This window comes from Sphingobium sp. PNB, from assembly GCF_019873065.1.
In the GTDB taxonomy this organism is placed as follows: Bacteria; Pseudomonadota; Alphaproteobacteria; order Sphingomonadales; family Sphingomonadaceae; genus Sphingobium; species Sphingobium fuliginis.
Genome location: NZ_JAINEZ010000037.1, coordinates 22742 through 46573, shown reverse-complemented (window position 1 = coordinate 46573; position 23832 = coordinate 22742). Strand labels below are relative to the sequence as shown.

Sequence of the window (23832 nt, the reverse complement as noted above, 5' to 3'; positions counted from 1 at the left end):
CCCGCCTTCCCGCAGCCCACCTTCCCGCGCCGGGCCCATCCGCGCTGGCGGAGGCGAAGAGGCTGGTCGCCGCGGCCCGCCGTCCGATCCTGCTGGCGGGGCTTCAGGCGCGGTCTCCGGATGGAACCGCCGCCTTGCGCGCCTTTGTCGCGGCGACGGGCTGTCCCGTCCTCACCACCTACAAGGCGAAGGGGGTGGTGTCGGAAAATGCGCCGCTCGGGCTGGGCCTCTACGCCAATGGCGTGCCCGAACAGCCGTTGATCGGGTCGGCCGACCTCATCATCCTCTACGGCTTCGATCCGGTCGAGGGACCGCCGCAGCCCTGGCGCTATGGTGCTGTTCCGACGGTCGAACTCACCAACCACGCCTATGAGCATCCGCTGTTCGCGCCGACCGCATCCGTGGTGGGCGACATAGCCGCTTCCATCGCCGCCCTGCACGATGCGACGGACAGCAGCGGGTGGGAGCCGGGAGAGCTGGCGCGGCGCAAGGAAGCATTATGGGCGGCGGCGCAGATTTTCGGCGGCGGCGGCATTTCCCCGGCGGCGCTGGTCCGGGCGGCGCGTCAGGCGGTGCCGGCGGACAGCCGCATCACGATCGACGCGGGCGCGCATATGCTGCCGGTGCTGCATATGTGGCGGTGCGACGAACCCAACCAGTCCCTGATCTCGCGAGGGCTTTCGACCATGGGCTTCGCCATTCCCGCGGCCATCGCCGCCAGCCTGGCCGATCCGGGCCGCACCACCGTGGCCTTCACGGGGGACGGCGGCGCGATGATGTGCCTGGGCGAACTGGGCACCGCCGTGCAGAGCGGCGCGAAGCCTGTCGTCGTCCTGTTCAACGACTCCTGCCTGACATTGATCGGGGCCAAGCAGCGGCGGCGGCAACTGGCTCCGGCGGGGGTGGATTTTTCCCACACCGATTTTGCGCAGGTGGCCGCCGGTTTCGGCTGGCACGCCCGCCGGGTCGATGAGGAAGGCGGGCTGGCCGAAGCCTTCGCCGATGCGCTGGCGAGCGGGCGTCCGGCGCTGATCGACGTGACGATCGATCCGGCGACCTATGACGATCAGATTCTGGCTATTCGGGGGTAGGAACCGGGCGGTTTGGGTGGGGGCGTGCCTCTAAAGGCTTGGTTTTCCTTTGGGGCACGCCCCCACCCCTTAGTCCCCTCCCCTGAAGGGGAGGGGAAGAGCCGACATCGGGGCTGCGATCTGGTCGGATGGCCTCTTCTCACCCGGCCAGATAAGCGCCGTCCACCGGGATGATCGCCCCCGAAACATAGCGCGCCGCATCCGAGGCGAGATAGACCGCCGTTCCTGCAATCTCGTCCGGCTGTCCCTGGCGGCGCAGCGGCGTCCTTGCGAGGATGGCGGCTTCGCGGTCGGCCGTCTTTTCCCGGTCCGGAACCAGCGTGGTTTCGATGAAGCCGGGGGCGATGGCGTTGACCCTGATCCCCTCCCCGCCCCATTCGACCGCCAGCGCCCGGGTCAATTGCATCACTGCGCCCTTGGACGCGGCATAGGCCGCCGCATTGGGCGCGGCGACGAAGGAGCGGATGGAGGCAAGGTTGATCACCGACCCCCGGGTGGCGCGAAGCTGCGGATAGAAGGCCCGGCACATGTTGAACGGGCCGCCGACATTGATCGCCAGCGTGCGGTCCCATTTTTCCCGCGCGCCCGGCTCTTCGATGCGGCCGGGATAGATCACCCCGGCATTGTTCACCAATATGGAGACCGGGCCGACATCCCGCTCCAGCCGCGCCGCCAGCGTTTCGCATGCAGCGGCATCGGAAACGTCCAGACCGAAGGCGGTGGCCTGGCCGCCTGCACCGGCGATGGCCCGCGCCGCTTCGGCGGCTTCCCCCTCCTGCACGTCGGTCAGCACGACATGGGCGCCCGCTTCGGCCAGCCCCTGTGCAATCGACCGTCCAATGCCGCGCGCCGCGCCGGTCACAACGGCAATCCTCCCATCCAGCCGCATCCTCGATCCTTCCTGAAAAATAGGGCTTATATCGTGATTTTTATGGTTGTTACCGGTATCGCATCCGCATAGTCTTTCGGCAAGCCCGAATAGCGGTTCAAACCATCGGCAGAGGAGATCATCATGGCAACGGAAGATTATGAGCGCGGACTGGCGTTGCGCAAGGAAGTGCTGGGAGCCGACTATGTCGAACGGTCCTTCGCCAATGCAGACGATTTCAGCCGCCCCATGCAGCAATTGTCGACCGAATATTGCTGGGGCAGGATATGGTGCCGGGAGGGATTGTCCCGGCGCGACCGCAGCCTGCTCAACATCGGCATGATCAGCGCGCTCAACCGGCCCCATGAGCTGAAACTGCATGTGAAGGCGGCGCTGACCAACGGCCTGTCCCGCGATGAGATACGCGAAGCATTGCTTCAGGTGGCCATTTATTGCGGGGTGCCTGCGGGGCTGGATTCGACGCGGATCGCGCGGGAAGCCTTTGCGGAAGTGGATCAGGCGGCGGAGTGAGGCGCGGGAATTCAGCCGGACCCTGGTGAAAGGTCCGCGGTCCGCCCCTGAAATATCGTGCAGAAAAGCCTGTCCTGAGACTGTCGAAGGATGGGGCCGGTTTTCTGCCTGAAAGGATGCGGCAACGGAAAACCCTCTAGGAACTGGCGCGCTGGACGATTTCGAAGCCCAGGTCGATGGTCGTCACCGGCATGGTGCGTTCCTCGATCCGGTCGAGGATCATCTGCGCGCTGCGCCGCCCGATCTCATATCGGGGCAGGCGCAGCGAGGTGATCGCCGGGCTGACGTGGCGCATCAGGTCGAGATCGTCGAAGCTGGCGATGGCGAGCCGGCCGGGCACCGCCCATCCCCGCCTGTCGCATTCCAGCAGCGCGCCGACGGCCAGCACGTCGCCCGCGCAGAACAGCGCGTCGGCGTCCGGCACATTCGCATCGATATAGGAAATGGCCTCCGTCCCGCCGCCGAAACCGCGGGAGACGGCGACCACATGCTTGCGGTCGGATTTCTGCCCGATCTCCGCCAGGGCGTCCTGAAAGCCGCGCTGGCGTTCGGCGGCGCGGGGATTGGCGGCCAGCCCGGCGAAGACGATCCGCCTGTAGCCGAGCCGCGCCAGGTGCAGCGTCATCGCCTTGGCGGCGGCGCGGTTGGAATAGCTGACCACCATGTCGACCGGATCGACCGGGAAATCGCCATTTTCCACCACCGGCGTGTCCGACGCCTTCAGCATCCTGACCGCCGTGGGCGAATGGTTGGTCGAATGCAGGATCAACCCGCCCACGCGCTGCGCCAGGAAGGCGGCGATCACCTGCTCCTCATCCTCCGGATCGTCGGAGCTTTCCGCCACCATCAGATGATAGCCGAGCGGCCGAAGCACATCCGATATGCCCTTCACCGTCTGGGAAAAGATGGAGTTTTCCAGGCTGGGCAGGACGAGGCCGATGACGTTGGAGCGGCGCGACGACAGGCTGCGCGCCAGATGGTTGTGGACATAGCCCAGCTCCTGCACCGCCTCCAGCACGCGGTTGCGCAGCGTTTCATTGACGGATTCCGGGCTGTTCAGCGCACGCGACACCGTCATGCGGGAGACCTGCGCGCGTTCCGCGACGTCGCGCATCCGGATCGTCCCATTGGCTTTCTTCGATACCGGCAAGTGGCTCCTCGTTTCGCATCGTTTCATGCGGAGGGATGCACTCCGCAGATGGAAGCTCGTTACCGTAACTTGGCGGGGCGTGCCATGATAATCTGACGGCGTGCGCGGTCCCCCGCGCCGCGCAGGCCGTCAGTCCCCTTCAATCCTCCAGGCCCAGCAGCCGCAGCGCGTTGGTCGAGATCATCTTGCGGATGTCCTCGTCCGAATAGCCAAGGCCGATGCAGTTGCGGATCACGCCCCGGAAGCCGTCGACCGGGCGGTCGTTGCCCACCTGCCCCAGGTCGGACGCCAATATGGTGCGGTCCACCGTGCCGGCCCTGATCAGCGCGTCCAGCTCCTCCGGCGGGAACATCGCCTGTTCGCGGCCGATCATCTGGATGAACATGCACAGCGAATGTTCGATATAGGCGCCCATCGTCACCAACTGCCTGATGTCGTCCAGCGAGGCGCCGATGATGAAGGTCGGGTGATTGACCAGCAGCCGCCTGACGCCGCGCTTCCGCGCTTCCTCGAACACCGGGAAGATTTCGGAGATATGGAGGTGGCCGCCGGACAGGATCACGTCATGTTCCGCGATGATGTCGAGTATCTCCTTCACCTCGTCCTTCAGCGCGCCGTTGGCGTCGAGCGGCGTCAGCGGATCGGGCGGCAGCAGCGGCTTGCTGGTGTGGGGGAAGCCCTTTTTCCGCTTCTGGTCCGCCTCGACATGGTTCTTCGAGGCGAAGGTCGGCATCCACACCAGCCGGGCGCCCAGGGCGATGCCGTGATCGACGGCATATTTGTTGAAGCCGCCGGTGGTGTTGTTGAGCGGCACGCCCGAAAACAACTGCACCTTCAAATGGCCGTGCGTTCGGTTGAGCAGTTCGGTGATCGGCGTGGCGGAATAATAATGATCCTTGATCAGCATGGCGCGGAAGCCCGCGTCCGCCGCATCCTGCAACGCCTCCATATGGTCGAGCGACCGGGGCATGACCGACGGGCCGCTATGGCAATGCATGTCGACCGCGCCGACCAGCAGGCTGGAAATCCGATCCTCCAACGCTTGGTCCGCGACATTTTCGTCCAATAGTGAAACCATGTTCGCCTCTTTGCTTTCAGCGCCCCAACGCATTTCTCGTGTCGTCCATCAATCTGCGCGCCGCATGCGCGAACAGGGTCGTGTCGGCGCTGATCATGACGAAGGAATAGCCTGCCTCGCGGCAGCGCACCGCTTCCTCCGGCGTCTGCACGGCGGTGCCGCAGGGCACGCCCTTCGCCCTGGCGGCCGCCAGCACCTTCGCCTCCAGCCCGCGCAGGGTCGGGTGCGATCCGGGCAGGCCCGAACTCAGCGCCAGATCCCCGAAGCCGATGAACACGGCATTGAGCGCGGGGGCGGCCAATATGCCCTCGATCTGCTCCAATGCGCCCATATCCTCGATCTGCACGCCGCGCATGACATGGTTGCGCCCCCGCTCCAGATAGTCGGCCGCGCTGTCCAGCCCCCAGCGGGCCGCCCGCGAGGTATAGCCCATGCCCCGCGACCCCAGTGGCGGGAAGGCCATGGCCGCCGTCACGTCCGCCGCGATCTCCGGCGTCTCCACCCGGGGGACCAGCAGCCCGTCTATGCCCGCGTCGAGCAGCCTCTGGACCGCGCCGCCGCTGCGGTCCGGCAGGCGGGCCATCGCATAAAGCCCCACCGCCTGCGCCGTGGCGATGGCCTGATAAGCCGACTGGAAGCTGTGCGGCGCATGTTCCATGTCCACCACGGCGAAGTCGAAACCGGCATGGCCGATCAGCTCGACCGTCTCCAGCGAGGGAATTTTCGCCCAGGTGCCGACAAGGAATGCGTCCTTCGCCTTCAGCCGATCGATCAAGCTTGGTTTGCGATCCAAAATATCCCTCCTATTGCGCCGGCATCGGATAGTCGCTCTCGTTCAGCACCCATCCGGGCTTCAGCGAGAAGTCGAGGCGCGGCGGCGCAAAGATGTCGACCAGTTGATTGACGTCGGAATGCCAGGTGGAGGTGTGGATCACCTGCGCCGGGATCACCGTCACCGATGGCGAGTCCACCCTGGCATGGACATCGTCATGCCATTTGTTCATGTCCACAGCCCAGGGCCAGCGCATATGGTGCCGCCATTCCCCCTCCAGCGCGAGCGAACATTGTTCGAAATCGTCATGATGGTGCGGCGACACCCTGGTGAGATCGCGCGGTCCCTTCTGCCTGTTGGGGATGTTGAGCATGATCGTGGTGCAACGCCAGATGCGGCCGAACCGGCCGCCTTCGACCGGCACGTCGAGCGAATAGCGGCGGACCCTGTACCCGTCGGGCGGTTCCGGCCATGGCCGGAAGGGCGGGATGTTCGCATGCCGATCCGCATAGGCGTCCGCATTGGGGCATTTCGCCACCAGATCGGGCGACTGGGCGGAGAAGATGCGGACGACGCGCCCGCCCTTCTCCAGCACCAGCCGGCTGTCCCCCGGCGGCATGACGAACAGCGCATATCCCCCGCTCCGTTCGGTCTGGTCCCCTGCTGCGGCGATGGCGGGGGTGTCTTCATCGGGCAGCAGGACCATATATTCGTCCGCCTGCCCGGTCCGTTCGAAGATCGCGCCGGGCAGCGCCTCGCTATAGGCGATGACGAAATTCTGCCCCCGCACATACCAGCTTTTGCCGCGGGCATCCTCCTCCACCGGCGGATCGCGGTAGAACAGGCCATATTCCGCGTCGTAGAGCCGGTCCACCGGCGCGGCCCCGGCGGGCGAGCCAGCCAGTGTCGAACGAAGGTCGGTCTTGTCGTACATCGATTACCTCCAGTACCCGCCCCATATCGTCACCACCGCGTCCGCACCCCGATCTTGAAGAAACGCCCGATCGGATCGAAATGCAACGGATTGCCGATCAGCCGCAGTTCCTCCGGCTGGTCCTTGTCGAAGACATTGTTCACCGTGGCGAAAATCTCGAAGGACTCGTTGACCTTCAGCGTTCCCGTCATGTCGAGATAGAAGCGCGAGGAAATATGGTTCTCGCTGATGCTGTTGGGATCGTTGATGTCATAGCCGTCCTGTTCCGGCCCGATCTTGGTCGGGTCCAGCAGGGCGCGGGGAATGTAGCGCCCGTGGAAGGTCATGGACCAGGTCGGCCGCGAATAGGTGATCACCCCGTCCAGTTTCCAGCGCGGCACGCCCTGGATGTTCGTCACCGATCCGGCATTGCCGGTCCAGTTGTCGAGCTGGGTCTTCACCCCGGTCGCGTCGATGGTCGACAGGTCGATCACATAATTGCCGTTGACCTGGAAATTGAAGTTCCCGCCCAGCGCCGGCACCTGGAAGTCGGAGACGAGTTCCAGACCCTCCGCATGCAGCTTGCTGAGGTTCTGGAAATTGGAGAAGACGGTGTTGATCGACCCGTTCGGATTGAACTGGATCAGGTTGCAGAGCAGGTTCTTCTGCTTGCAGGCATTGGCGATCGCGGTGCCGGTCAGGGAGTCGATCGCGCCTTCCACCTTGATGTCATAATAGTCGATCGACAGGTTGAAGTTGCGGATGAAGGACGGCCTCAGCACCACGCCGGCGGTGAAGGTGTCGCCCTTTTCCAGGTTCAGTCCCGGATTGCCGCCCGTCACCACGAACTGGCTGGTCGTGCCGCCGACGAACGGATCGGGCAGCGGGAGCTGGATCGTCGTGGCGTTGGGGCTGGATTCGCGGGCGGATGGCGCCCGGATGTCGCGCGAGCGCGTCACGCGGAAGGTGATGTCGTCGATGGGACGGTAGACCGCGCCCAGCTTCCAGGTGGTGGCGTCGCCGAAGGGATCGTAATGCGTCTGGCGGATCGCCCCGTCGACATCGAGTGAGCGCCCGAGCGGAGAGTCCTTGAGCAGCGGGACGGCGACTTCCAGATAGCCTTCGACCACGCTGGTCTTCGTGAAGGGAAGCGCCGAGCCGTTGGCGGCGATGAACCGTCCCGCGGCCGTATTCGGATCGACCTCTCCCTCCGCCGTGTCGCGGCGCCATTCGCCGCCCAGCGCGAGTTTCACGTCGCCGGCCCAGGTGGAGAAGAGCGAGCCGCGCAGGTTGACGGCGGCGGCGTGCTGTTCGAACCGGCGGGTCTGCCATTCGGGCACGATATAGCGGTCGATGGCCGCCTGGCTGATATTGCCGAAGCCGAACAGGTTGATCGGTATGCAGCCATTGGCCGGGTTGGCGATGGTGGACCGGCAGATCGGCGTGCCCGCCGCTATGCCCGGCAACCCGGCGGGCGCGGACACCACGTCCAGCGCGTTGTTCCATTCGGCCAGGCGGTTGTTGTCGGCGCCGACCCGGCTGTCGACGCGGCCATAGGTGTAATAGGCGTCCCAATCCCACTGGTCGGACAATTGTCCCTTGAGAGCGAAAGCGCCGCGATAGGTATCCACCTTGCTCGTCGCCTTGGACAGGCTGCCCAGCGCCCAGCTTGAGGAATTGATGACCAGATGGGTGATCGCCGGATCGGCGGCGAGGATGGTCGCGCGGGTGGCATCGGACACATAGGGATTGTTGATATTGATCGCGACACCTGCGTCGAGCGGCGCGGAACGCGCGGTCGGACCGCCCGTGACCTTCGAATACATGAATTCGACCGAAGCCGTGATGGAATCCGTCAGTTCATAATCGGCATGCACCGTCCCCGACACATGCTTGGTCGGCACCATCAGCGGCAGCGGACTGAGGCCCAGCGCATAGGGCTGCGTCGGGTCGTCGAGCTGCTGCAATATGCCGCTCAGATAATTGCCGAACTGATAGGGGACCAGATTGCCGTTGGAATCGAACTGCTTGCCGCGCAACGCATTGGGCAGGGAGGTGGCGCCGGTGTTCAGCACCTGCTGACCCAGGGTGATCGTGCCGCCCGTGCCATTGGGCTTGCGCGCGCCGACGACGATGCCGTTCTCATTATAGACGAAGGACGTGCCCTGAAGGACCAGCGTGGCCGGAAGGCCGTTGGTGCTGGTCCGGGTGGCGGTGTTATAGCCGGGATTGGGCACATAATTGGTGTAGCGGGTGCACCAGCTCCGTTCCTCGCACGGGCCGATGCCGCCTTCCCTTGCATATTCGATCGCCGCGACGACATGCCCGCGCCCGCCCGCGAAATCCGTGCCGCCCGCCGCGCCGACGAACAGGCTGGAGGCGTCGCCCCGCTGGCTGATGCCATAGCTGGCATTCGCCTTGAAGCCGTTGAGCTTCGTATCGAGGATCAGGTTCACGACGCCCGACACGGCGTTCGCGCCATAGGCCGCCGATGCGCCGCCGGTCACCACTTCGGTCCGCTGGATCAGCATGGACGGGACGCCGTTGATGTCGACCGTGCCGTCATCCGCGCTGGGCACGAAGCGGCGGCCATCCACCAGCGTCAGCGTCCGCGTGGCGCCCAGCCCGCGCAGGTCGAGCGTGCGGGCGCCGATATTGCCGGACACGCGGAAAAAGGTCGAAGCCGGCGTATTGATGGGGCGGAAGGACGGAATCTGGTTCAGCGCATCCGCCACATTGTCGATCGCCAGTTGCTGAAGCCTTTCTTCCCCCACGACATTGACCGGCGTCGGGGCGTCATAGCCCTTGCGTCCGACGCGCGAACCGGTGACGACGATGTCCGCATCGCTGACGCCTGCGGCGGCGTCCGACTGCGCCTGCGGAGGATTGTCCTGCGCCATGGCCGGCGACAGCGCCGCAATGGTCGCGCATGTCAGCGCGAAGGCCGAGCTGCGGCAAAGCAATGCACCCTGCAAGTTCATTTCACCCCTCCTCCTCTTATTTTTCCTGCCAGGCGACGTCTCAACGGTGGCGGAATATGTGTTACCGGTATCTCAGAGATAGGGCGCTGTCAAATGGCGCCGGATCGGAAATTTGTGATGCCGGCGGGTCTGGCGCAGGACAGCAGCCATGATTTCGGGCCCTGGCTGCCTGTTCAGGCAAGGAAAAGCGCCTCTTCACTATGCCGCATGTTCGGGCCCCATGATCAGAGCATAATTTGTGGATATAGCGCAGGACGAGATTTTTTGCTGAACCGGCGAAGCTGCGGGCGTTGCGTCGTTCCGGCGCGCCTACGGGTGGGGAATCCGCGCTCCATCAGCCTGAATGGACGGAAATTCGGGGCCGGAACAGGGACAGCGGCGCTTCTTCCGCCGCGCTTCCGCGACCATCGCGACAAAGCCGCGCACCTGCATGCTCGGAATGTTGAGACCGGTATCATTGCGCCCGGCTGTCCGGAAGGCTAAGACGCTTCAACAAGCAAGGGCGGGAAACCGCTTCGTTTCCGATCGTAAAGGGAGAGGATCGCAAGATGGACAGCCTGACCGCTGCTCATGCCGACAGGACGGCCGCCAGTCCGCTGGAACTGCGCGTGGGGGAGGCGCTCGACAATCTCCGCACCTTTCGCGTCGGCATATTGGCGCCCTTGCTGATGGGCTTCATCATGCTGTTCGATTCCTGGGACAGCATCGCCATCGCCTATGTCATGCCGTCGCTGTCGCGCGAATGGGGGCTGCATCCCGCGATGATGGGGGCGCTCATCTCTTCGGGATATATCGGGCAGTTCCTGGGCGCCATAGCCCTGGGATCGCTTGCCGAACGGTTCGGGCGCATGCCGGTGTTCGTCGGATCGGTCCTGGTGATGGCGACGCTGGCGATCGCCTGCACGGTGGCGCCGGGGCCGGAGGCGCTGCTGGCGATCCGCTTCGTCCAGGGACTGGCGATCGGCGGGGCGTTGCCGGTATCGATCACCTATATCAACGAACTCGCGCCGACGATGACCCGCGGCCGCTACTTCATGATCTTCCAGTGGCTGTGCATGAGCGGCTATGCGGCGGCATCCCTGTCCAGCACGGTCATCATACCGGAACTGGGATGGCGCTGGCTGATCGGGCTGGGCGGCATTCCGCTGCTGCTGTTGCCGGTGGTGATGCTGACCCTGCCGGAATCGCCGCGCTGGCTGGCCCGCACCGGCCGCGCCGGGCAGGTTCCGGGCGCGCTGGCGAAGCTGGGGGGCAGGATCGACCTGTCGGATGGCGACCTGCGGCAGGCCGCGCCGCGCCTTCGGGAGCCGGCGAGGATACCGATTTCCGCTCTGTTCGCGCCGCAACAGCGCGCATCGACGATCATCCTGATGAGCATCTGGTTCACGGTCGCCTTCACCAATTTCGGGCTGACCACCTGGGCCCCGTCGATCTTCGTGACGGTTTACGGCATAGCGCTGGCGGACGCCCTGCGCTATGCGGCGGCGACGCCCATATTGTTCCTGCTCGCGACGCCGTTCATCGGTGCGACCATGGATCGGGTGGGGCGGCGGCCCTATGCGATCGGCGGCTGCCTGGCGGCGGGGCTGGCCTTGCTGTCGCTCGCCCTCTTCCGCTTCGAGACCGGACCGCTGGTGGCGCTGGTGGTGGTCGGCACGCTGGGCAGCGCGCTCAGTTCCTTCATCCAGTGGCCCTATACGGCGGAGAGCTTCCCCACGCATCTGCGCGCGGTGGGCATGGGCGTTTCCAGTTCGATGGCGCGCGCCGCGTCCATGCTGACGCCGCTGTTCGTCGGCGTGATATTGAGCACCGGGGCCGCCATTTCACTGGTTTACAGCGCATTTGCGGCCTTTGCCTTCGGGGCGGCGCTGCTCTGGATCTTCGCCACCACGGAAACGGCGCGGCGGAAGCTGGAGACGATTTAGGCTCAGGGCCCGCATAAATCATCTTTCCCGATCGAATCCTGCGTCATGCTGAAACAGGTTCAGCATGACGCTTCTTGGGCCATTACCCGCAGATCAGGGTGAATGGCGGATCAGAGGTTGATATTGGCCCGGCCCTTCAGCCCCAGCATCTGGCGCGCCTCCTCCGCGGTTGCGACTTCCAGGCCCAGCTCGTCCAATATCCGGCGGATCTTGAGCACCTGGTCGGCATTGCTGTTCGCCAGTTGCCCCCGGGAGATGAACAGGCTGTCCTCCAGTCCCACGCGAACGCTCGATCCCATCAGCGCGCCCATGGTGCACACGCCCATCTGATGCCGTCCCGCGCCGAACAGCGACCAGATATAATCGCTGCCGAACAGCCGGTCGGCGGTCTGGCGCATGAAATAGACGCTGTCGGCGTCGGCGCTCATGCCGCCGGTCACGCCCAGCACCGACTGGATCAGGAAAGGCGGCTTCAGCAGTCCCTTGTCCGCGAAGAAGGCGATATTGTGGAGATGGCCGATCTCGTAGCATTCCATCTCGAACCGGGTGCCGCCCGGACCCAATGTCTCGATGATGTGGCGTATGTCGCGGAAGGTGTTCTTGGCGACCAGATCTTCCGTCGCCTCCAGAAAGGGCTTTTCCCAGTCATATTTGAAGTCGTGGCGGCTCGCCAGTTCCGACAGGTTGATGTTCATGCAGCCCATGTTGAGCGAACAGAGTTCGGGACTGACCTGAACCGCCGCGCGCAGCCTTTCCTCCAACGTCATGCCGGGTCCGCCGCCGGTGCTGATGTTGATCACCGCGTCGGTTTCCGCGTGAAGTTGCGGCAGGAACTGCATGAAGACCTCGGCGGACGGCGTCGGACGGCCATTTTCGGGATCGCGGGCGTGCAGGTGCAATATCGCCGCGCCTGCCCGGTGGGCCGCGATGCCCTCCTCGGCGATCTTTTCCGGCGCGACAGGCAGGAACGGCGACATGGTCGGCGTATGCATGCTCCCTGTCAGCGCGCAGCTTATGATGACCTTTCCCTTCTTCATATCATTTGCCTTTCCATCATCCTGTCCCTAGAGAAATTGGTACCGGTATCTCACGCCCGCGGCAAGCGACAATGGAGACCCCCATGAGCCCTATCGAACAATCCGCCCCGCCCGGCTGGCGCGTCAAGGAAGGCGCCGACGTCGATCCCTTCCAGCATCTGAACGGTCCCTTCTATATCGCGGACCCCTTCGAACCGGCGGCAGAGGAAGCCGTCCGGCTGGGTTTCCGGGTCGCGCCGCATAATTGCAGCTATTCCGGTTTCGCCCATGGCGGCTGGCTGTCATCCATTCTCGACGTCTGCCTGGGCCAGAACGCGCAGGCGGGCTGTGCCGTTTCCCACGCGCCGACCATATCGCTGTCCGTCGACTTCATGCGGGGCGCGCAACCGGGCGACTGGCTGGAATCCCGCGTCCGCCTGCTGCGCGCGACCCGGTCCCTCGCCTTCTGCGACGGCGTGCTGCTGGGGCCGGATGGTGCTGTCGCACGCGGCAGCGGCGTCTTCAAGCTTCCCTCCACCCGCTCCGGTCAGGCGAAGTAGAAATCATGGGCGCTGCGATGGATCGCGGCGCGCACCGCCGCGTCGGGCAGCCAATAGCCAAGCTGGTCCAGCGTCTGCCGATGCGTCACCGTCCCTTCCGCCCCCACGAACGGCGCGTCGCTGCCCCAGAACAGCCGTTCCGTCCCGACCCGCTCGACATAGGCCTGCGCGAACATGCGGGCTATGTCCTGATCGGGCCGGCGGAAGCCGCCGGACAGCTTCACCCAGGCCATGCCGTCCTGACAGGCCCGGACCGCCGCCTGGAAGCCGGGGCAGTCCAGCCCCTTTTCCGCATCCGGCCAGCCGAAATGGTCGATCACCACCTTGACCCCGCTGGGCCTGAGGCCGTCCAGCACCGATGGCAGACGGTGCGCCTCGACATTCACATGGACATGCATGTCCATGTCGCGCAGCCGGTGGAACAGGCGATTATAGCCGTCGGCAGCGAAATCCGGCAGGTCGGTGTGGAAAAGCTGCAAACGCACCCCCACCACCCCGTCGCGGCGCATGCCCTCCAGATCGTACATCCCGATTTCCGGATCGACGATCACGGTTCCGCGCAGGCGCCTGTGCTGCCGCAGGGCGCGGATGACATAGTCATTATAGGTTCCGAACAGGCTGGCCGCCGCGATCACCGCGAAATCGACGCCGTTGGCGTCCAGCGTGTCGAGATAGGTTTCCACCGTATAGGCATAGTCGGGCCTTTTCCACGCCCTGCTCCAGAAGGGCATGGCGGCCCCCCAGATATGGGCGTGCGTGTCGACCTGGACCTCGGCGCTCATCTGGACCTCAGCGCTCATAAAGCCTCTCCGCCGTTTCATAGAGGAAGGCGCGGCGTTCGTCGGGGCCGAGTTGGGCCGCCGCCCTTCGCGCCGCCGCCGCCTTTTCCTCATAGGGCCATTCGCTCTGGCCCAGATCGGAGCCCCACATCAGCCGGTCCGCGCCGAAGACATCCGCCAGCCGCCGGATGAACGCGGCCGGTTCCGCCTTCTGGTCGGCCAGCCGCTCCATGTTGATCTCCGTGAACTTGAAGCTGATATTGGGCAGCCCTTCGAAGATCGAGATGGTATCGGCAATGCCGAAATCCGGCGGCGGCGGCATGCTGCTGTCCAGACCCGCCGCGACATAGCGCGCCTTTTCCGGGTTGGAGAGGGTGTGCGGCGTGCCGATATGATCGACGATGATCTTCAGCGACGGCAGATATTCCGCGATGAACTTCAGGGCCGGCAACCCCCAGGACAAATGCCTGCGGAAGAAGATGATCGCCACCGGCGTTCCCAGTTCGGCCGCCGTCCGCCAGCATTCCATGGCATTGGGCGAATTCATCCAGGCGGTATCGAAGAATTCGAAATGCGTCTGGGCGAAGCGCAGGCCGCGCACGCCGTGGTTCAACACCATGTCCCGGTATTTGGCGGGCGTTTCGGGGTCCTGCGCGTCCAATATCACCACCGGCACGAAACGGTCGGAATATTTCCTGCCCGAATCGATGATATAGCTGTTGTCATAACCATAGACATGGCCGCGCTGGACAATGCATGCCTTGCCGACGCCATTGCGGTCCATCCGGTCGATCAGCCATTCGGCGGTGGCCGTGTAGTTCATCTGCGTGACATGGGTCGTGCCGCGCATGGGCGACGGCGGATAGGCGACATTGTCATCCGCGATCAGATGCGCATGGGTGTCGAAAATCGGGTCTTCTGCCATATTCAAGCTCTCCTGCTGGCTCAGGCGAACAGCCTGGCGCGCAATTCCCGCGCCATGCCGGACAAGGCCCGGTCGGATGCGCGCATCATTTTCGGCCACATCAAAAAGCCGTGGATCTGGTCGGCATGGCGGATATGCTTCACCGGCACGCCGGCCGCCGCCAGCCGATCCGCATAGGCGTCGCCCTCGCCGCACAGGGGATCGAAACCGCAGGTCAGCACCCATGCCGGCGCGACACCCTCCAGCCGGGGCGCGCGCAGCGGCGACATGCGCCAATCGGCGGGGTCCGCTCCGTTGCGATAGGCCGTACGGAACCACCGCATCATGTCCGCGGTCAGGCCGAAACCATCGGCATTGCGGCGGTAGGACTCATGCTCCTCCACCAGATCGGTGACGGGGTAGATCAATATCTGCGCGCTGAGCGGCAGGCCTTCATCGCGTGCCCATAGCGCGCAGGCGGCAGCGAGATTGCCGCCCGCCGAGTCGCCCCCGACGGCGATCCGTCCTGCGTCGATGCCCAGCGCCGCAGCATCGCGACGGGCATGGCGGAGCGCGGCCATGCAATCCTCCAGCCCCGCGGGAAAGGGATATTCCGGCGCCAGCCGATAGTCCACCGACAGCATGGCGATGCCGGCCCGCTCCGCCAGCGAGGCGCAGAACCATGCGCCATAGGCGAGGTCGCCGGTCATCCAGCCGCCGCCGTGAAAATAGAGCATGGCGGGCAGAGGCGCATCGTCCGGCACTTGCATGGGCCGGTAGAGCCTGAGGTGAATGGGGCCGCGCGGCCCGTCCGCCCAAAGATCCGCCTCCCGGACGGGCGGCGGCGGCTTTCCCAGCGTTTCCAGCGACGTGCGGATCGCCGTCCGCGCCTCTTCGATGCTCAGAAGATGGAGCGGCGGCCGGCCGCTCGCCTCCATGAGGTCGAGCACGGCGCGGGCGTCGGGGTCCAGTCCGGCTTGCAGGGCGGTCGCCATCAGATCGCGTCCAGCCGCATCCGGGCGGTTTCCCGCGTGGCCGTGACCCACAGGATCAGCGCCCCGGCGGCGCAGAGGCCGAATATGCCGAAGACGATGGCGACCGACGCGCCGCTGGCCAGGATTGCGCCCACGACGACCGGCGTCAGGGTGGATGCGCCGCGCGCCAGCGAACTGCTGAGCCCCAGCGCGACGGCGCGGACATGGGTGGGATAGGTTTCCGCCGTATAGGGCCAGAGGACGATGGAGCCGGTGAAGATCGAGAGCTGACCCGCGATCACCAGCGGCACCAGGATCGCCACGTCCTTCGGCAGGGTGAAGCCCAGCGTCAGCAGCGCGACGGTCGCGATCAGCGATCCGCCGATCGCCAGCGGACGGCGGCCCACGCTGTCGATCACCAGCGCGATGGTCGGCGCGAGGACCAGGAACAGCAGGCTGGCCGTCGCGGAATAGCGCAACGCCGTCGCCACCGGGATATGGAAGACCGACACATAGATGGACGGCAGCCAGGTCGTCAGCCCGAAACTGGCGAAGGAGGTGAAGAACCAGAGCAGCATGACGACGGTCGTGCGGCGGCGGAATTCGGGCGCGAACAATATGGTCGCGGGGAGGCGGGGCGCTGGCCCGGCGGACGGTTCGGACGAACGGAGCGCCTGTGGATCGGCGGCGGCATAGCCGAACTTGCGCAGCGCCTTCGCCGCGTCGTCCGCCCGGCCGCTGCGCACCAGCCAGCGCGGCGATTCCGGGAGCAGCAGCATCACCACCGGCAGGATCAACAGGGGAATCGCCCCGAAGGCGAACAGCCAGCGCCATCCGAGATGAGGGATGACCACCGTGCTGGAAAAGGATGCGGCGGCATAGCCCGCCATGGTGATGAACTGGAATATGCCGAAATAGCGGCCGCGCGTGGCGGAGGGCGCGATTTCGTTGATATAGGTGATCGACACCGGCAGCGCGCCGCCGATCGCCACGCCCTGGACGATGCGCAGGGCGAACAGCGCGCCATAGCCCGGCGTCAGCGCGCAGAAGATCGCCAGCAATCCCATCCAGACGACGGAGACCAGGAATACCGGCATACGGCCGAAGCGTTCGGCCAGCGACCCCAGCAGGATCGCCCCGACGAACTGCCCGGCATAGCCGGCCGAGATCAGGCTGCCCGCGGCGACCGGCGTCAGGCCCCATTCGCGGGTGAGCGAGGGCATGACATAGGCGATGGCGATGCTGTCCCAGGAATCGAACAGCATGACGAATCCCAGCAGCAGCGGCGGGACGATCCGCAGCCGGGCGGAGGTGATGCTGTCGAGCGCTGCGCCCACCGCCGCTTCCGGGCCGGAACCCGTGCGCACCGCATCGATCGGGGCTCCACCGCTCATCTGATTGCCTCCGGCGCCATCTCCGTCACCTCCGCTTATTCGCCCTTTCCGGGGCGCTTATGGTCTTAGCTATCGTAAATTCATGGTCGTTCAGGCGGCGATCACGCCTCCGTCGACGGATATGATCGATCCGGTGACGAAGGATGCCGCCTGCGAAGCCAGCCAGACCACCGTGCCGGCCATCTCCTCCGGCTGCGCGACGCGGCCCATCGGCACGGATGCGGGCCGCACGTCGCTCACCTGGCTGCGGCCGGCGCGCATATTGTGCAGCAGGTCGGTCTGGACCGGCCCCGGCGCGATCGCGTTCACCCGGATATTGTGGGGGGCAAGCTCTATGGCGGCGGACCTGGTCAGCCCTGCGACGGCATGTTTGCTGGCGGAATAGGCGCCGACATAGGCGAGGCCGGAGAGCGCGGCGGTCGAGGCGAGGTTGATGATGGAGCCCCCCTGCCCCGCCGCCAGCATAGCCGGAATCTCATATTTCATGCTCAGCCAGGCGCCGCGCACGTTGATCGCGAACAGATTGTCGAAATCGCGCGCCGCCAGATCCTGAATGGCCGCCGCCGGGCCGGGGATGCCGGCGTTGTTCATCGCGATGTCCAGGCCATCCATGATCCCGGTCGCGGCTGCCACCAGGGCTTCGACGCTTGCCTCATCGCGGACGTCCACGGCGCGATAATGAACGGATTGCCCGCTGTCCGACGCGATTTCACGGGCCAATGCCTCCCCCCTCTCCGTTTCCAGCCCGGACATGACCAGGCTGGCGCCGGCTGCCGCGATGGCGCGGGCGCAGGCCAATCCTATGCCGCTGTCGCATCCCACGACCAATGCCTTGCGCCCCCGCAGCGTAAAGAGATTGTCGGACATGGAAACACCCTTCTCGATCATGACTGGCGCTTGAAGCGGCGCTGGAAAGGCGTTGCGCAGCCATTGGGAAGGCGGCCGCTCCCGCTCCTTTTCACCATCCTCATTGAATCTTTATGAGATACCGGTACCATAGGATGGTTCGGTTTAGCTAGGGCCAAAGTTCGCGAAGAATGCCATATGCCGTCGCTTCAGCATAATGTTATTGGATAGCCAATGCTTTCCCGATGTGCTGGAATTGCGGGAAATCCGCTAAATGCCGTGCCGTTCTTGGCTGCTCCGTCCGCAAGCGCCGACAGGACCCGGAAACAGGAGATTTCGTGACACGCATTCCTTATCCAGACCCCGCCGGCCTGTCGGAAACGAAGCGCGAAGTGCTGTCCGGGGCGTTCGGTCGCGTGCTGAACATATCGCGCATGGCCATGCATGCTCCCGACCCCTTCTGGGCGCCGCAGCGCGCACTGGGCCGCGCCGCCATCTTCGACATCAGCATCACGCCACGGCAGCGCGAACTGATCATCCTGCGCGTCGCCTATCTGTCGCGTTCCGACTATGAGATCTATCATCATGAAAGCATTGCCGCCGCGCTGGGCCTGACGGAGCGGGAAAGGCAGGGGCTGGAAAGCGGCGACTTCAGCGTCTTTGCTGCGGAAGAGCAATGCCTGTGCGATTTCGTCAGCGAGCTGGTGTCGGACGTTTCCCCTTCGGACAGGAGTCTGGCGGCCATGCAGGAATATTTCGGCCTGCCCACCCTGTTCGAGATCCTCTTCATCACCTGCACCTATATGATGCTCGCGAGAGTGGCGGCCGTCAGCGGTGCGGAGATCGACGATGAAGCCGTGACCAACTGGAATCTGCGACGCTGAGAATGCCCTGGAGCGCGGGACAGGCGTAGCGCGGAGGGCCGTTGCGCGCCCGGCCCCGCACGACCGAAAACCGGGCCAAACCTGCCGCCCAGGAAAATTGGGACTTGTGCCATGCGGGTTCGCGGCGTATCCCAATCGTGATACCGGTATCTTCAATAACGATCTGGAGGGGTCCGAGGGGTGATAGCCGCTTCGCAAAAACTGTCGGCCTGGGTTAGGCAAATGCGGTTCGATGATCTGCCCGACGATGTTGTGACCGCGACCATGCTGCGCGTCATCGACGTGGTGGGGCTTTCCATCGCGGGCAGCCAGCGCCCGTTCGGCATGTCGGTGCGCAGCGCCACCGCCGGCCTGCATCCCGGAACGGAGGCCCGCATCTGGGGCGGGACGGCGCGGTCGAGCGTGTCGGGCGCGGCCTTCGCCAACGGCGCGCTGTCGCAGGCGCTGGAATATGACGACACCCATAATGAATCGATCGTGCACATGAGCAGCCCGGCCGTCGCGGCGGCGCTGGCGCTGGGCGACCGCCTGCGCTGCGGCGGGCGCGACGCGATCCTGGCCATAGCCATCGGCAACGAGATCAGTTGCCGCGTCGGCAGCCTGGCGCCGGGTCAGTTCCACAAACGGGGATTCCACCCCTCCGGCCTGTTCGCGCCGTTCGGCGTGAGCTGGCTTGCGGGAAAGATGCTGGCGCTGGAGGAGGATGCGATGATCCGCGCCGCCGGGATCACCGGCAGCTTCGCCGCGGGGCTGATCCAATGCTGGGTGGACGGCACCCAGTCCAAATTCCTGCACCCCGGCTGGGCCGCGCAGAGCGGGATCGCCGCGGCGACACTGGCTGAGGCCGGCGTCACCGGTCCCGCCGAGGTGCTGGAGGGGCGCTTCGGCCTCTATGCGTCGCATCTTCAGGACGAGGCCGTGGCGCCCGACTGGCGCCGGCTGACCGATGCGCTGGGCGAGGAATGGGAAAGCCGGAACGCCTCCTTCAAGCCCTTTCCCGCCGCCCATGTCATCCATCCCTATGTCAGCGCGCTGCTGCGGCTGCGCGAGCGTCACGGCCTGTCGGCAGAGCGCATCCGCGCCATAAGGTGCGATGTCGCGCCCTATATCGTCGGCATCGTGTGCGAGCCGCAGGGCGAGAAGCTGCATCCGCTGACGGATTCGCACGGGCGGGTCAGCCTGCAATATACGCTGGCGGAGGCGCTGGTGCGGGGCAGGCTGGGGAAGGACGCCTATCAGCCGGAATATCTGCGCGACGAGGCCATTCTCTCCCTGGCGCGGCGGGTCGAATATCGGGTCGACAGGTCCCTCCCCGGCCCGGAGCAGTTCAAGGGGGTGATTTCCGTGGAACTGACCGACGGCACCGTCCTTGAGGAGATCGAGGAACATAATCGCGGATCGTCGGAAAATCCGATGACCACCGATGAGATCGTGGCGAAGTTCAACGAGAATGTGGCGGGAACGCTGACCGCAGCGCAGGCCCGGCGCCTTGTCGACGCCGCACTGGCGCTGGACCGGTGCGAAGACGTGTCGCGCTTTACCGAACTGACGGTGACGGACCATGAATGACGCAGGAAGACTCGCCGGCCGCAATGCGCTGGTCACGGGATCGGTCGGGGGACTGGGCCAGGCCATGGCGCGCAAGCTGGCGTCGGCCGGCGCGAACGTCATGCTGCACGGGCTGGAAGATCCGGAGGAAGCCGCCTGTCTGGGAGAGGCGATCGAGCGGGATTATGGCGTGCGCGCCGTCTATTGCCGCGCCGACCTGCGCCAGGCGTCAGCCGTGCGGGACCTTGTCGACCATACCGAGCGGACGCTGGGTCCGGTCCATATCCTGATCAACAACGCCGTCGTCCGGCATTTCGCGCGGATAGAGGATTTCCCCATCGACAAATGGACCGAGGCGCTGGCCGTCAACGTGACCGCCGCCTTCCTTGCGACGCAGATGGTCCTGCCGAAGATGAGGGAGGCACAATATGGACGGGTGTTCAACATGACGTCGGTCTATGGCTATCGGGGCACCGTCAACCGGGTGGACTATGTGACGACCAAGACCGCGATCCAGGGACTGACGCGCGCGACCGCGCTGGAGACGGCGGGCAGTCCGATCACCTGCCATGCATTGATGCCGGGGTCGGTGCTGACGCCCCTCTGGTCCGACCGGCTGGAGCGGATGATGATCGAGGAAGGGCTGACGCGGCCGGAGGCGGAGACGCGCTTCCTGGACGGGAAGCAGCCCAGCGGCCGGTTCGTCGATGTCGACAGCGTCGCGGAGGTGCTGCTGCTGCTGTGCGGCCCCGCCGGAACGGATATGAATGGGGCCATATTGCCGATCGAGGGCGGATGGATGGCCCGCTGATGCCAGCGGCAGAGCGATGTTTGAGGAGCAGTCGATGACGCAAAGCCGGAATGTGGGATTTATCGGCCTTGGCAGCATGGGAAGCGCCATGGCGCCCCGGCTGCTGGAAAACGGCCATGCGGTGATCGCCTATGACGTCAATCCTTCGGCGCGGGCGGCTTTCGCGGCGGCGGGCGGCCTGGCCGGCGACAGCGTGGAGGAGGTCGGCAACCGGGCCGACATGGTGTTCACCAGCCTTCCTTCCCCCCAGATCGTCCGGCAAGTGGCGGCAGAGCTGGCGGGGACGAGGGTCGGGATCGTGGTCGACCTGTCGACCATCGGTTCGCGCGCCTCTGCCGAGGCGGCGGGCCTGCTGGCGCAGCATGGCAGGTCGTTCGCCGACGCGCCGGTCAGCGGCGGGCGCGCCGGGGCGCTGGCGGGCAAGCTGACGCTGATGCTGGCCGCGCCGGCAGCCGTGCAGGAGGAGGTCGCGCCCCTGCTTTCCCATTTCGGCAAGGTGATCCCGGTCGGCATGCAGCCCGGTCAGGCGCAGACGATGAAGCTCATCAACAACATCATGTCGGTGGTGGCGCTGGCCGCGACGTCGGAGGGGATGGCGATGGGGGTCAAGGCGGGGCTGGACCCGCATGTGATGCTGGACGTGCTCAACATGTCGAGCGGGCAGAACAGCGCCACCCGGGACAAGTTTCCCCGCGCCGTCGTCCCGCGCACATTCGACTTCGGCTTCGCGACCGGCCTGTCGCTGAAGGACGTCCGCCTTTGCCTGGACGAAGCGCAGGCATTGGGCGTACCCATGATGCTGGGCAATCTGGCCAAGACGATGCTGGACATCACGGCGGCGCAGTTCGGCGCGGATGCCGACTTCACGATGATGGCGCGGGTCGTGGAGCAATGGGCCGGCGTCGAGATCGGCTGAACGCCTGACGCGAGATTTGGGAGGGAAGTCGTTGGAGGATTGCTATCAGGTCTATGCCGTCCAGTACGGCCATCACGATCGCACCGCATCGGCCAATTTCGTCGGCGGCGATCCGCACGACCGGCCGATGCCGCTCGACTATTTCGTCTGGGCGATGGTGGGCGACCACGGCACCTATATACTCGACACCGGTTTCGACGCGGCCATGGGGATCAAGCGCAACCGGCAGTTGGTGCGGCCCGTGAACGAAGGGCTGAAGACCATCGGCATCGACGCCGCCGCGGTCAGCGACGTCATCATTTCCCACATGCATTTCGATCATGCGGGCAATCATGCGATGTTCCCGCAGGCGCGGTACCATGTGCAGGATGCGGAAATGGCCTATTGCACCGGCCGCTGCATGTGCCACGAGCCGTTGCGCCACGCCTATGAGCCCGGCGACGTGCAGGCGATGATCGGGCGGCTGTTCGACGGCCGCCTGCAATTCCACGATGGCGACAGCGAACTGGCGCCGGGCCTGACCCTGCACCGGGTCGGCGGGCATACGCGCGGATTGCAGGTGGTGCGGGTGAAGACCCGGCGCGGCTGGGTGGTGCTCGGTTCCGACGCCGCGCATCTCTACGCCAATTTCGAGCAGGCGCGGCCCTTCCCCTCCTTCGACAGCATGACCGACATGCTGTTCGGCTTCGACAGGATGCGGGAACTGGCGAGTTCGGAAAACCACATCATTCCCGGCCATGATCCGCTGGTGCTGAGCCGCTATCCCCTGGCGCGCGACGGCGTGGCGGGGGTGGTCCGGCTGGACGCCGAACCGGCGTCCTGAGGGCGGAACGCGGGCGCTGCCGCTCAGCGCGCCCGCGCCTCCCGCAACAGGCTGGGGTCGATCAGCCGGGAAAGCGTTGCGCGGTCGCGCGGCGGGCGGCCGTCGATCTTCGCGAGCCACTGCTCCTCCTCCACCATCACGTCCAGCAGGTCGTCGGGAAGCGCGCAGGGAAAGCGGTGATGATGCCATGACTGGCGAATGAGTTCGAGATTCTGGCCGGTCCGTTCCGCCAGCATCGCCTGCATTTCGCCGGGATCTTCCTCCGCCTTGCGGCAGCCGGCCAGCAGTTCGCGCAGGAAGGCGACGACCTGTTTCCGCTTCGCCGGATCGCGAAGCGTCCCGGCCCTGGCGTTCAGACTGTATATTTCGCGATAGGCGCCCTTGGGCTGGATGCTGAGGCCATTGTCTCCCAGCGCGAGAGCCGCGCGTTCCGCTTCGGGTTCCCAGGTCGACAGCGCGTCGACATCGCCCTTGATCACCGCGTCCGCGCCGGCCCTGGCGGTCAGGGGAACGATGGTGACGTCCGCTTCGCCCAGCCCCGCGCCCTTCAGCAGCGTGTGGAGGTAGAAGGCGGCGGAGGTGTTGACGAACACCGCGATCCGTTTTCCCTTCAGGTCCGCGACGGAGGCGATGCCGGAGGAGCGCCGGGCGACGATGCGGTACAGGCCTTCCGTCGTGGTGACGACGATGCGGACGTCGGGATGCTTCAGCGACATGCGCAGCGTCTGCGTTTCGGCATTGCCGGCGAGATCGGCCATGCCGGGATTGGGCGGCGGCGGCGCGCCCTCCGCATGCCCGCCGACCGAAGCGGCGAGCGCGGGGTCGGGCGCCGCCCAGAGGTTGGGAACCCCGCCGCTGGCGGTGACGACGGTTCCGGGCGGCGCATTCTTCGCCGCCAGCAGAGCCGGCCCGAACTCCAGCACGGATCGATGGCCGAAGACGGAAAGCGGTTCGGCCGGAGCCGTTGGGGCATTGACCGCCGCCGACGGTGCGGCGGCGCATCCGCCGAACGCCAGGGCCGCCATGGCTGCGGCCAGAGCCGCCTTGTTGCCGCGCATCGTCATTCTC

22 protein-coding genes are annotated in these 23832 nt (G+C 65.6%); 9 read left to right on the top strand and 13 right to left on the bottom strand.

Features of this window, described 5'->3' with window-relative positions:
- Positions 1-1091 (top strand): thiamine pyrophosphate-binding protein (locus K7W03_RS13960; protein ID WP_222886569.1); only part of this gene is annotated, 1091 nt, incomplete at its 5' end.
- 139 nt (positions 1092-1230) lie between these two features.
- On the opposite strand, the gene K7W03_RS13955 is transcribed toward K7W03_RS13960, so the two are convergent.
- Positions 1231-1980 carry an SDR family NAD(P)-dependent oxidoreductase gene (locus K7W03_RS13955; RefSeq protein WP_222886568.1) on the bottom strand — a complete coding sequence of 250 codons (750 nt, stop codon included), beginning with the start codon at positions 1978-1980 and terminating at the stop codon, positions 1231-1233.
- A 123-nt stretch (positions 1981-2103) separates the two neighbouring features.
- On the opposite strand from K7W03_RS13955, the gene K7W03_RS13950 reads away from it, so the two are divergent.
- Entirely contained in the window at positions 2104-2490 is a 387-nt protein-coding gene (locus tag K7W03_RS13950) for a carboxymuconolactone decarboxylase family protein (RefSeq protein WP_044660637.1), read from the top strand.
- A gap of 136 nt (positions 2491-2626) precedes the next feature.
- On the opposite strand, the gene K7W03_RS13945 is transcribed toward K7W03_RS13950, so the two are convergent.
- The 5 genes from K7W03_RS13945 to K7W03_RS13925 form a co-directional block, all read right to left on the bottom strand.
- Positions 2627-3640 (bottom strand): LacI family DNA-binding transcriptional regulator, encoded by a 1014-nt coding sequence (locus K7W03_RS13945; RefSeq protein WP_061938222.1) that lies wholly within the window; start codon positions 3638-3640, stop codon positions 2627-2629.
- 139 nt (positions 3641-3779) lie between these two features.
- Positions 3780-4718 (bottom strand): DUF6282 family protein, encoded by a 939-nt coding sequence (locus K7W03_RS13940; protein WP_061938269.1) that lies wholly within the window; start codon positions 4716-4718, stop codon positions 3780-3782.
- Positions 4719-4734: 16 nt separating this feature from the next.
- A complete protein-coding gene (locus K7W03_RS13935; protein ID WP_065847108.1) occupies positions 4735-5511 on the bottom strand; it encodes an HpcH/HpaI aldolase family protein in 777 nt (258 codons plus the stop codon).
- Positions 5512-5521: 10 nt separating this feature from the next.
- Positions 5522-6424 (bottom strand): hypothetical protein, encoded by a 903-nt coding sequence (locus K7W03_RS13930; protein ID WP_222886567.1) that lies wholly within the window; start codon positions 6422-6424, stop codon positions 5522-5524.
- Between the two features lie 29 nt (positions 6425-6453).
- On the bottom strand, positions 6454-9384 hold the full coding sequence (locus K7W03_RS13925; protein WP_025551926.1) for a TonB-dependent receptor plug domain-containing protein: 2931 nt from the start codon (positions 9382-9384) through the stop codon (positions 6454-6456).
- A 548-nt stretch (positions 9385-9932) separates the two neighbouring features.
- Here K7W03_RS13925 and K7W03_RS13920 point away from each other — a divergent pair.
- Positions 9933-11309 carry an MFS transporter gene (locus tag K7W03_RS13920; protein ID WP_061938211.1) on the top strand — a complete coding sequence of 459 codons (1377 nt, stop codon included), beginning with the start codon at positions 9933-9935 and terminating at the stop codon, positions 11307-11309.
- A gap of 110 nt (positions 11310-11419) precedes the next feature.
- On the opposite strand, the gene K7W03_RS13915 is transcribed toward K7W03_RS13920, so the two are convergent.
- Positions 11420-12346 (bottom strand): 3-keto-5-aminohexanoate cleavage protein, encoded by a 927-nt coding sequence (locus tag K7W03_RS13915; RefSeq protein WP_044660633.1) that lies wholly within the window; start codon positions 12344-12346, stop codon positions 11420-11422.
- An 83-nt stretch (positions 12347-12429) separates the two neighbouring features.
- Here K7W03_RS13915 and K7W03_RS13910 point away from each other — a divergent pair, with 83 nt between their 5' ends.
- Positions 12430-12885, top strand: a complete 456-nt coding sequence (locus K7W03_RS13910; protein WP_025551176.1) for a PaaI family thioesterase — start codon at positions 12430-12432, stop codon at positions 12883-12885.
- On the opposite strand, the gene K7W03_RS13905 is transcribed toward K7W03_RS13910, so the two are convergent.
- The 5 genes from K7W03_RS13905 to K7W03_RS13885 all read right to left on the bottom strand — a co-directional run bounded on the left by K7W03_RS13905 (position 12873) and on the right by K7W03_RS13885 (position 17824).
- Entirely contained in the window at positions 12873-13685 is an 813-nt protein-coding gene (locus K7W03_RS13905) for an amidohydrolase family protein (protein WP_222886566.1), read from the bottom strand. The two genes, K7W03_RS13910 and K7W03_RS13905, sit on opposite strands and share 13 nt — an antisense overlap.
- Complete coding sequence (locus K7W03_RS13900) at positions 13675-14589, bottom strand: amidohydrolase family protein (RefSeq protein ID WP_222886565.1); 915 nt, start codon at positions 14587-14589, stop codon at positions 13675-13677. The genes K7W03_RS13905 and K7W03_RS13900 overlap by 11 nt, the downstream gene beginning before the upstream one ends.
- Positions 14590-14609: 20 nt before the next feature.
- Entirely contained in the window at positions 14610-15563 is a 954-nt protein-coding gene (locus tag K7W03_RS13895; RefSeq protein WP_222886564.1) for an alpha/beta hydrolase, read from the bottom strand.
- Positions 15563-16936 (bottom strand): MFS transporter, encoded by a 1374-nt coding sequence (locus K7W03_RS13890; protein ID WP_222886563.1) that lies wholly within the window; start codon positions 16934-16936, stop codon positions 15563-15565. Before K7W03_RS13890 ends, K7W03_RS13895 begins: the two co-directional genes overlap by 1 nt.
- A 90-nt stretch (positions 16937-17026) precedes the next feature.
- Positions 17027-17824, bottom strand: a complete 798-nt coding sequence (locus K7W03_RS13885) for an SDR family NAD(P)-dependent oxidoreductase (protein ID WP_061938191.1) — start codon at positions 17822-17824, stop codon at positions 17027-17029.
- A 296-nt stretch (positions 17825-18120) separates the two neighbouring features.
- On the opposite strand from K7W03_RS13885, the gene K7W03_RS13880 reads away from it, so the two are divergent.
- The 5 genes from K7W03_RS13880 (at position 18121) to K7W03_RS13860 (ending at position 22764) form a co-directional block, all read left to right on the top strand.
- On the top strand, positions 18121-18666 hold the full coding sequence (locus K7W03_RS13880) for a carboxymuconolactone decarboxylase family protein (protein WP_025551184.1): 546 nt from the start codon (positions 18121-18123) through the stop codon (positions 18664-18666).
- Positions 18667-18846: 180 nt separating this feature from the next.
- Positions 18847-20235, top strand: coding sequence for an MmgE/PrpD family protein (locus tag K7W03_RS13875; protein WP_319024317.1), 1389 nt, complete (start codon positions 18847-18849; stop codon positions 20233-20235).
- On the top strand, positions 20228-21025 hold the full coding sequence (locus tag K7W03_RS13870) for an SDR family NAD(P)-dependent oxidoreductase (RefSeq protein WP_025551186.1): 798 nt from the start codon (positions 20228-20230) through the stop codon (positions 21023-21025). Before K7W03_RS13875 ends, K7W03_RS13870 begins: the two co-directional genes overlap by 8 nt.
- Positions 21026-21059: 34 nt before the next feature.
- Positions 21060-21941: an NAD(P)-dependent oxidoreductase gene (locus tag K7W03_RS13865; protein ID WP_025551188.1), complete on the top strand. Its 882-nt coding sequence runs from the start codon at positions 21060-21062 to the stop codon at positions 21939-21941.
- A gap of 31 nt (positions 21942-21972) precedes the next feature.
- Entirely contained in the window at positions 21973-22764 is a 792-nt protein-coding gene (locus tag K7W03_RS13860; RefSeq protein ID WP_025551190.1) for an N-acyl homoserine lactonase family protein, read from the top strand.
- Positions 22765-22787: 23 nt separating this feature from the next.
- On the opposite strand, the gene K7W03_RS13855 is transcribed toward K7W03_RS13860, so the two are convergent.
- Positions 22788-23822 (bottom strand): ABC transporter substrate-binding protein, encoded by a 1035-nt coding sequence (locus K7W03_RS13855; protein WP_222886561.1) that lies wholly within the window; start codon positions 23820-23822, stop codon positions 22788-22790.
- Positions 23823-23832: the final 10 nt, after the last annotated feature.

Excerpts from the sequence above, each read along its gene's own strand:
- K7W03_RS13885 (WP_061938191.1), bottom strand. The coding sequence starts at position 17,824 with ATGATCGAGAAGGGTGTTTCCATGTCCGACAATCTCTTTACGCTGCGG.
- K7W03_RS13910 (WP_025551176.1), top strand. The coding sequence starts at position 12,430 with ATGAGCCCTATCGAACAATCCGCCCCGCCCGGCTGGCGCGTCAAGGAA.
- K7W03_RS13915 (WP_044660633.1), bottom strand. The coding sequence starts at position 12,346 with ATGAAGAAGGGAAAGGTCATCATAAGCTGCGCGCTGACAGGGAGCATG.
- K7W03_RS13855 (WP_222886561.1), bottom strand. The coding sequence starts at position 23,822 with ATGCGCGGCAACAAGGCGGCTCTGGCCGCAGCCATGGCGGCCCTGGCG.
- K7W03_RS13870 (WP_025551186.1), top strand. The coding sequence starts at position 20,228 with ATGAATGACGCAGGAAGACTCGCCGGCCGCAATGCGCTGGTCACGGGA.
- K7W03_RS13955 (WP_222886568.1), bottom strand. The coding sequence starts at position 1,980 with ATGCGGCTGGATGGGAGGATTGCCGTTGTGACCGGCGCGGCGCGCGGC.
- K7W03_RS13895 (WP_222886564.1), bottom strand. The coding sequence starts at position 15,563 with ATGGCGACCGCCCTGCAAGCCGGACTGGACCCCGACGCCCGCGCCGTG.
- K7W03_RS13865 (WP_025551188.1), top strand. The coding sequence starts at position 21,060 with ATGACGCAAAGCCGGAATGTGGGATTTATCGGCCTTGGCAGCATGGGA.
- K7W03_RS13925 (WP_025551926.1), bottom strand. The coding sequence starts at position 9,384 with ATGAACTTGCAGGGTGCATTGCTTTGCCGCAGCTCGGCCTTCGCGCTG.
- K7W03_RS13905 (WP_222886566.1), bottom strand. The coding sequence starts at position 13,685 with ATGAGCGCTGAGGTCCAGATGAGCGCCGAGGTCCAGGTCGACACGCAC.
- K7W03_RS13900 (WP_222886565.1), bottom strand. The coding sequence starts at position 14,589 with ATGGCAGAAGACCCGATTTTCGACACCCATGCGCATCTGATCGCGGAT.
- K7W03_RS13890 (WP_222886563.1), bottom strand. The coding sequence starts at position 16,936 with ATGAGCGGTGGAGCCCCGATCGATGCGGTGCGCACGGGTTCCGGCCCG.
- K7W03_RS13920 (WP_061938211.1), top strand. The coding sequence starts at position 9,933 with ATGGACAGCCTGACCGCTGCTCATGCCGACAGGACGGCCGCCAGTCCG.
- K7W03_RS13930 (WP_222886567.1), bottom strand. The coding sequence starts at position 6,424 with ATGTACGACAAGACCGACCTTCGTTCGACACTGGCTGGCTCGCCCGCC.
- K7W03_RS13940 (WP_061938269.1), bottom strand. The coding sequence starts at position 4,718 with ATGGTTTCACTATTGGACGAAAATGTCGCGGACCAAGCGTTGGAGGAT.
- K7W03_RS13950 (WP_044660637.1), top strand. The coding sequence starts at position 2,104 with ATGGCAACGGAAGATTATGAGCGCGGACTGGCGTTGCGCAAGGAAGTG.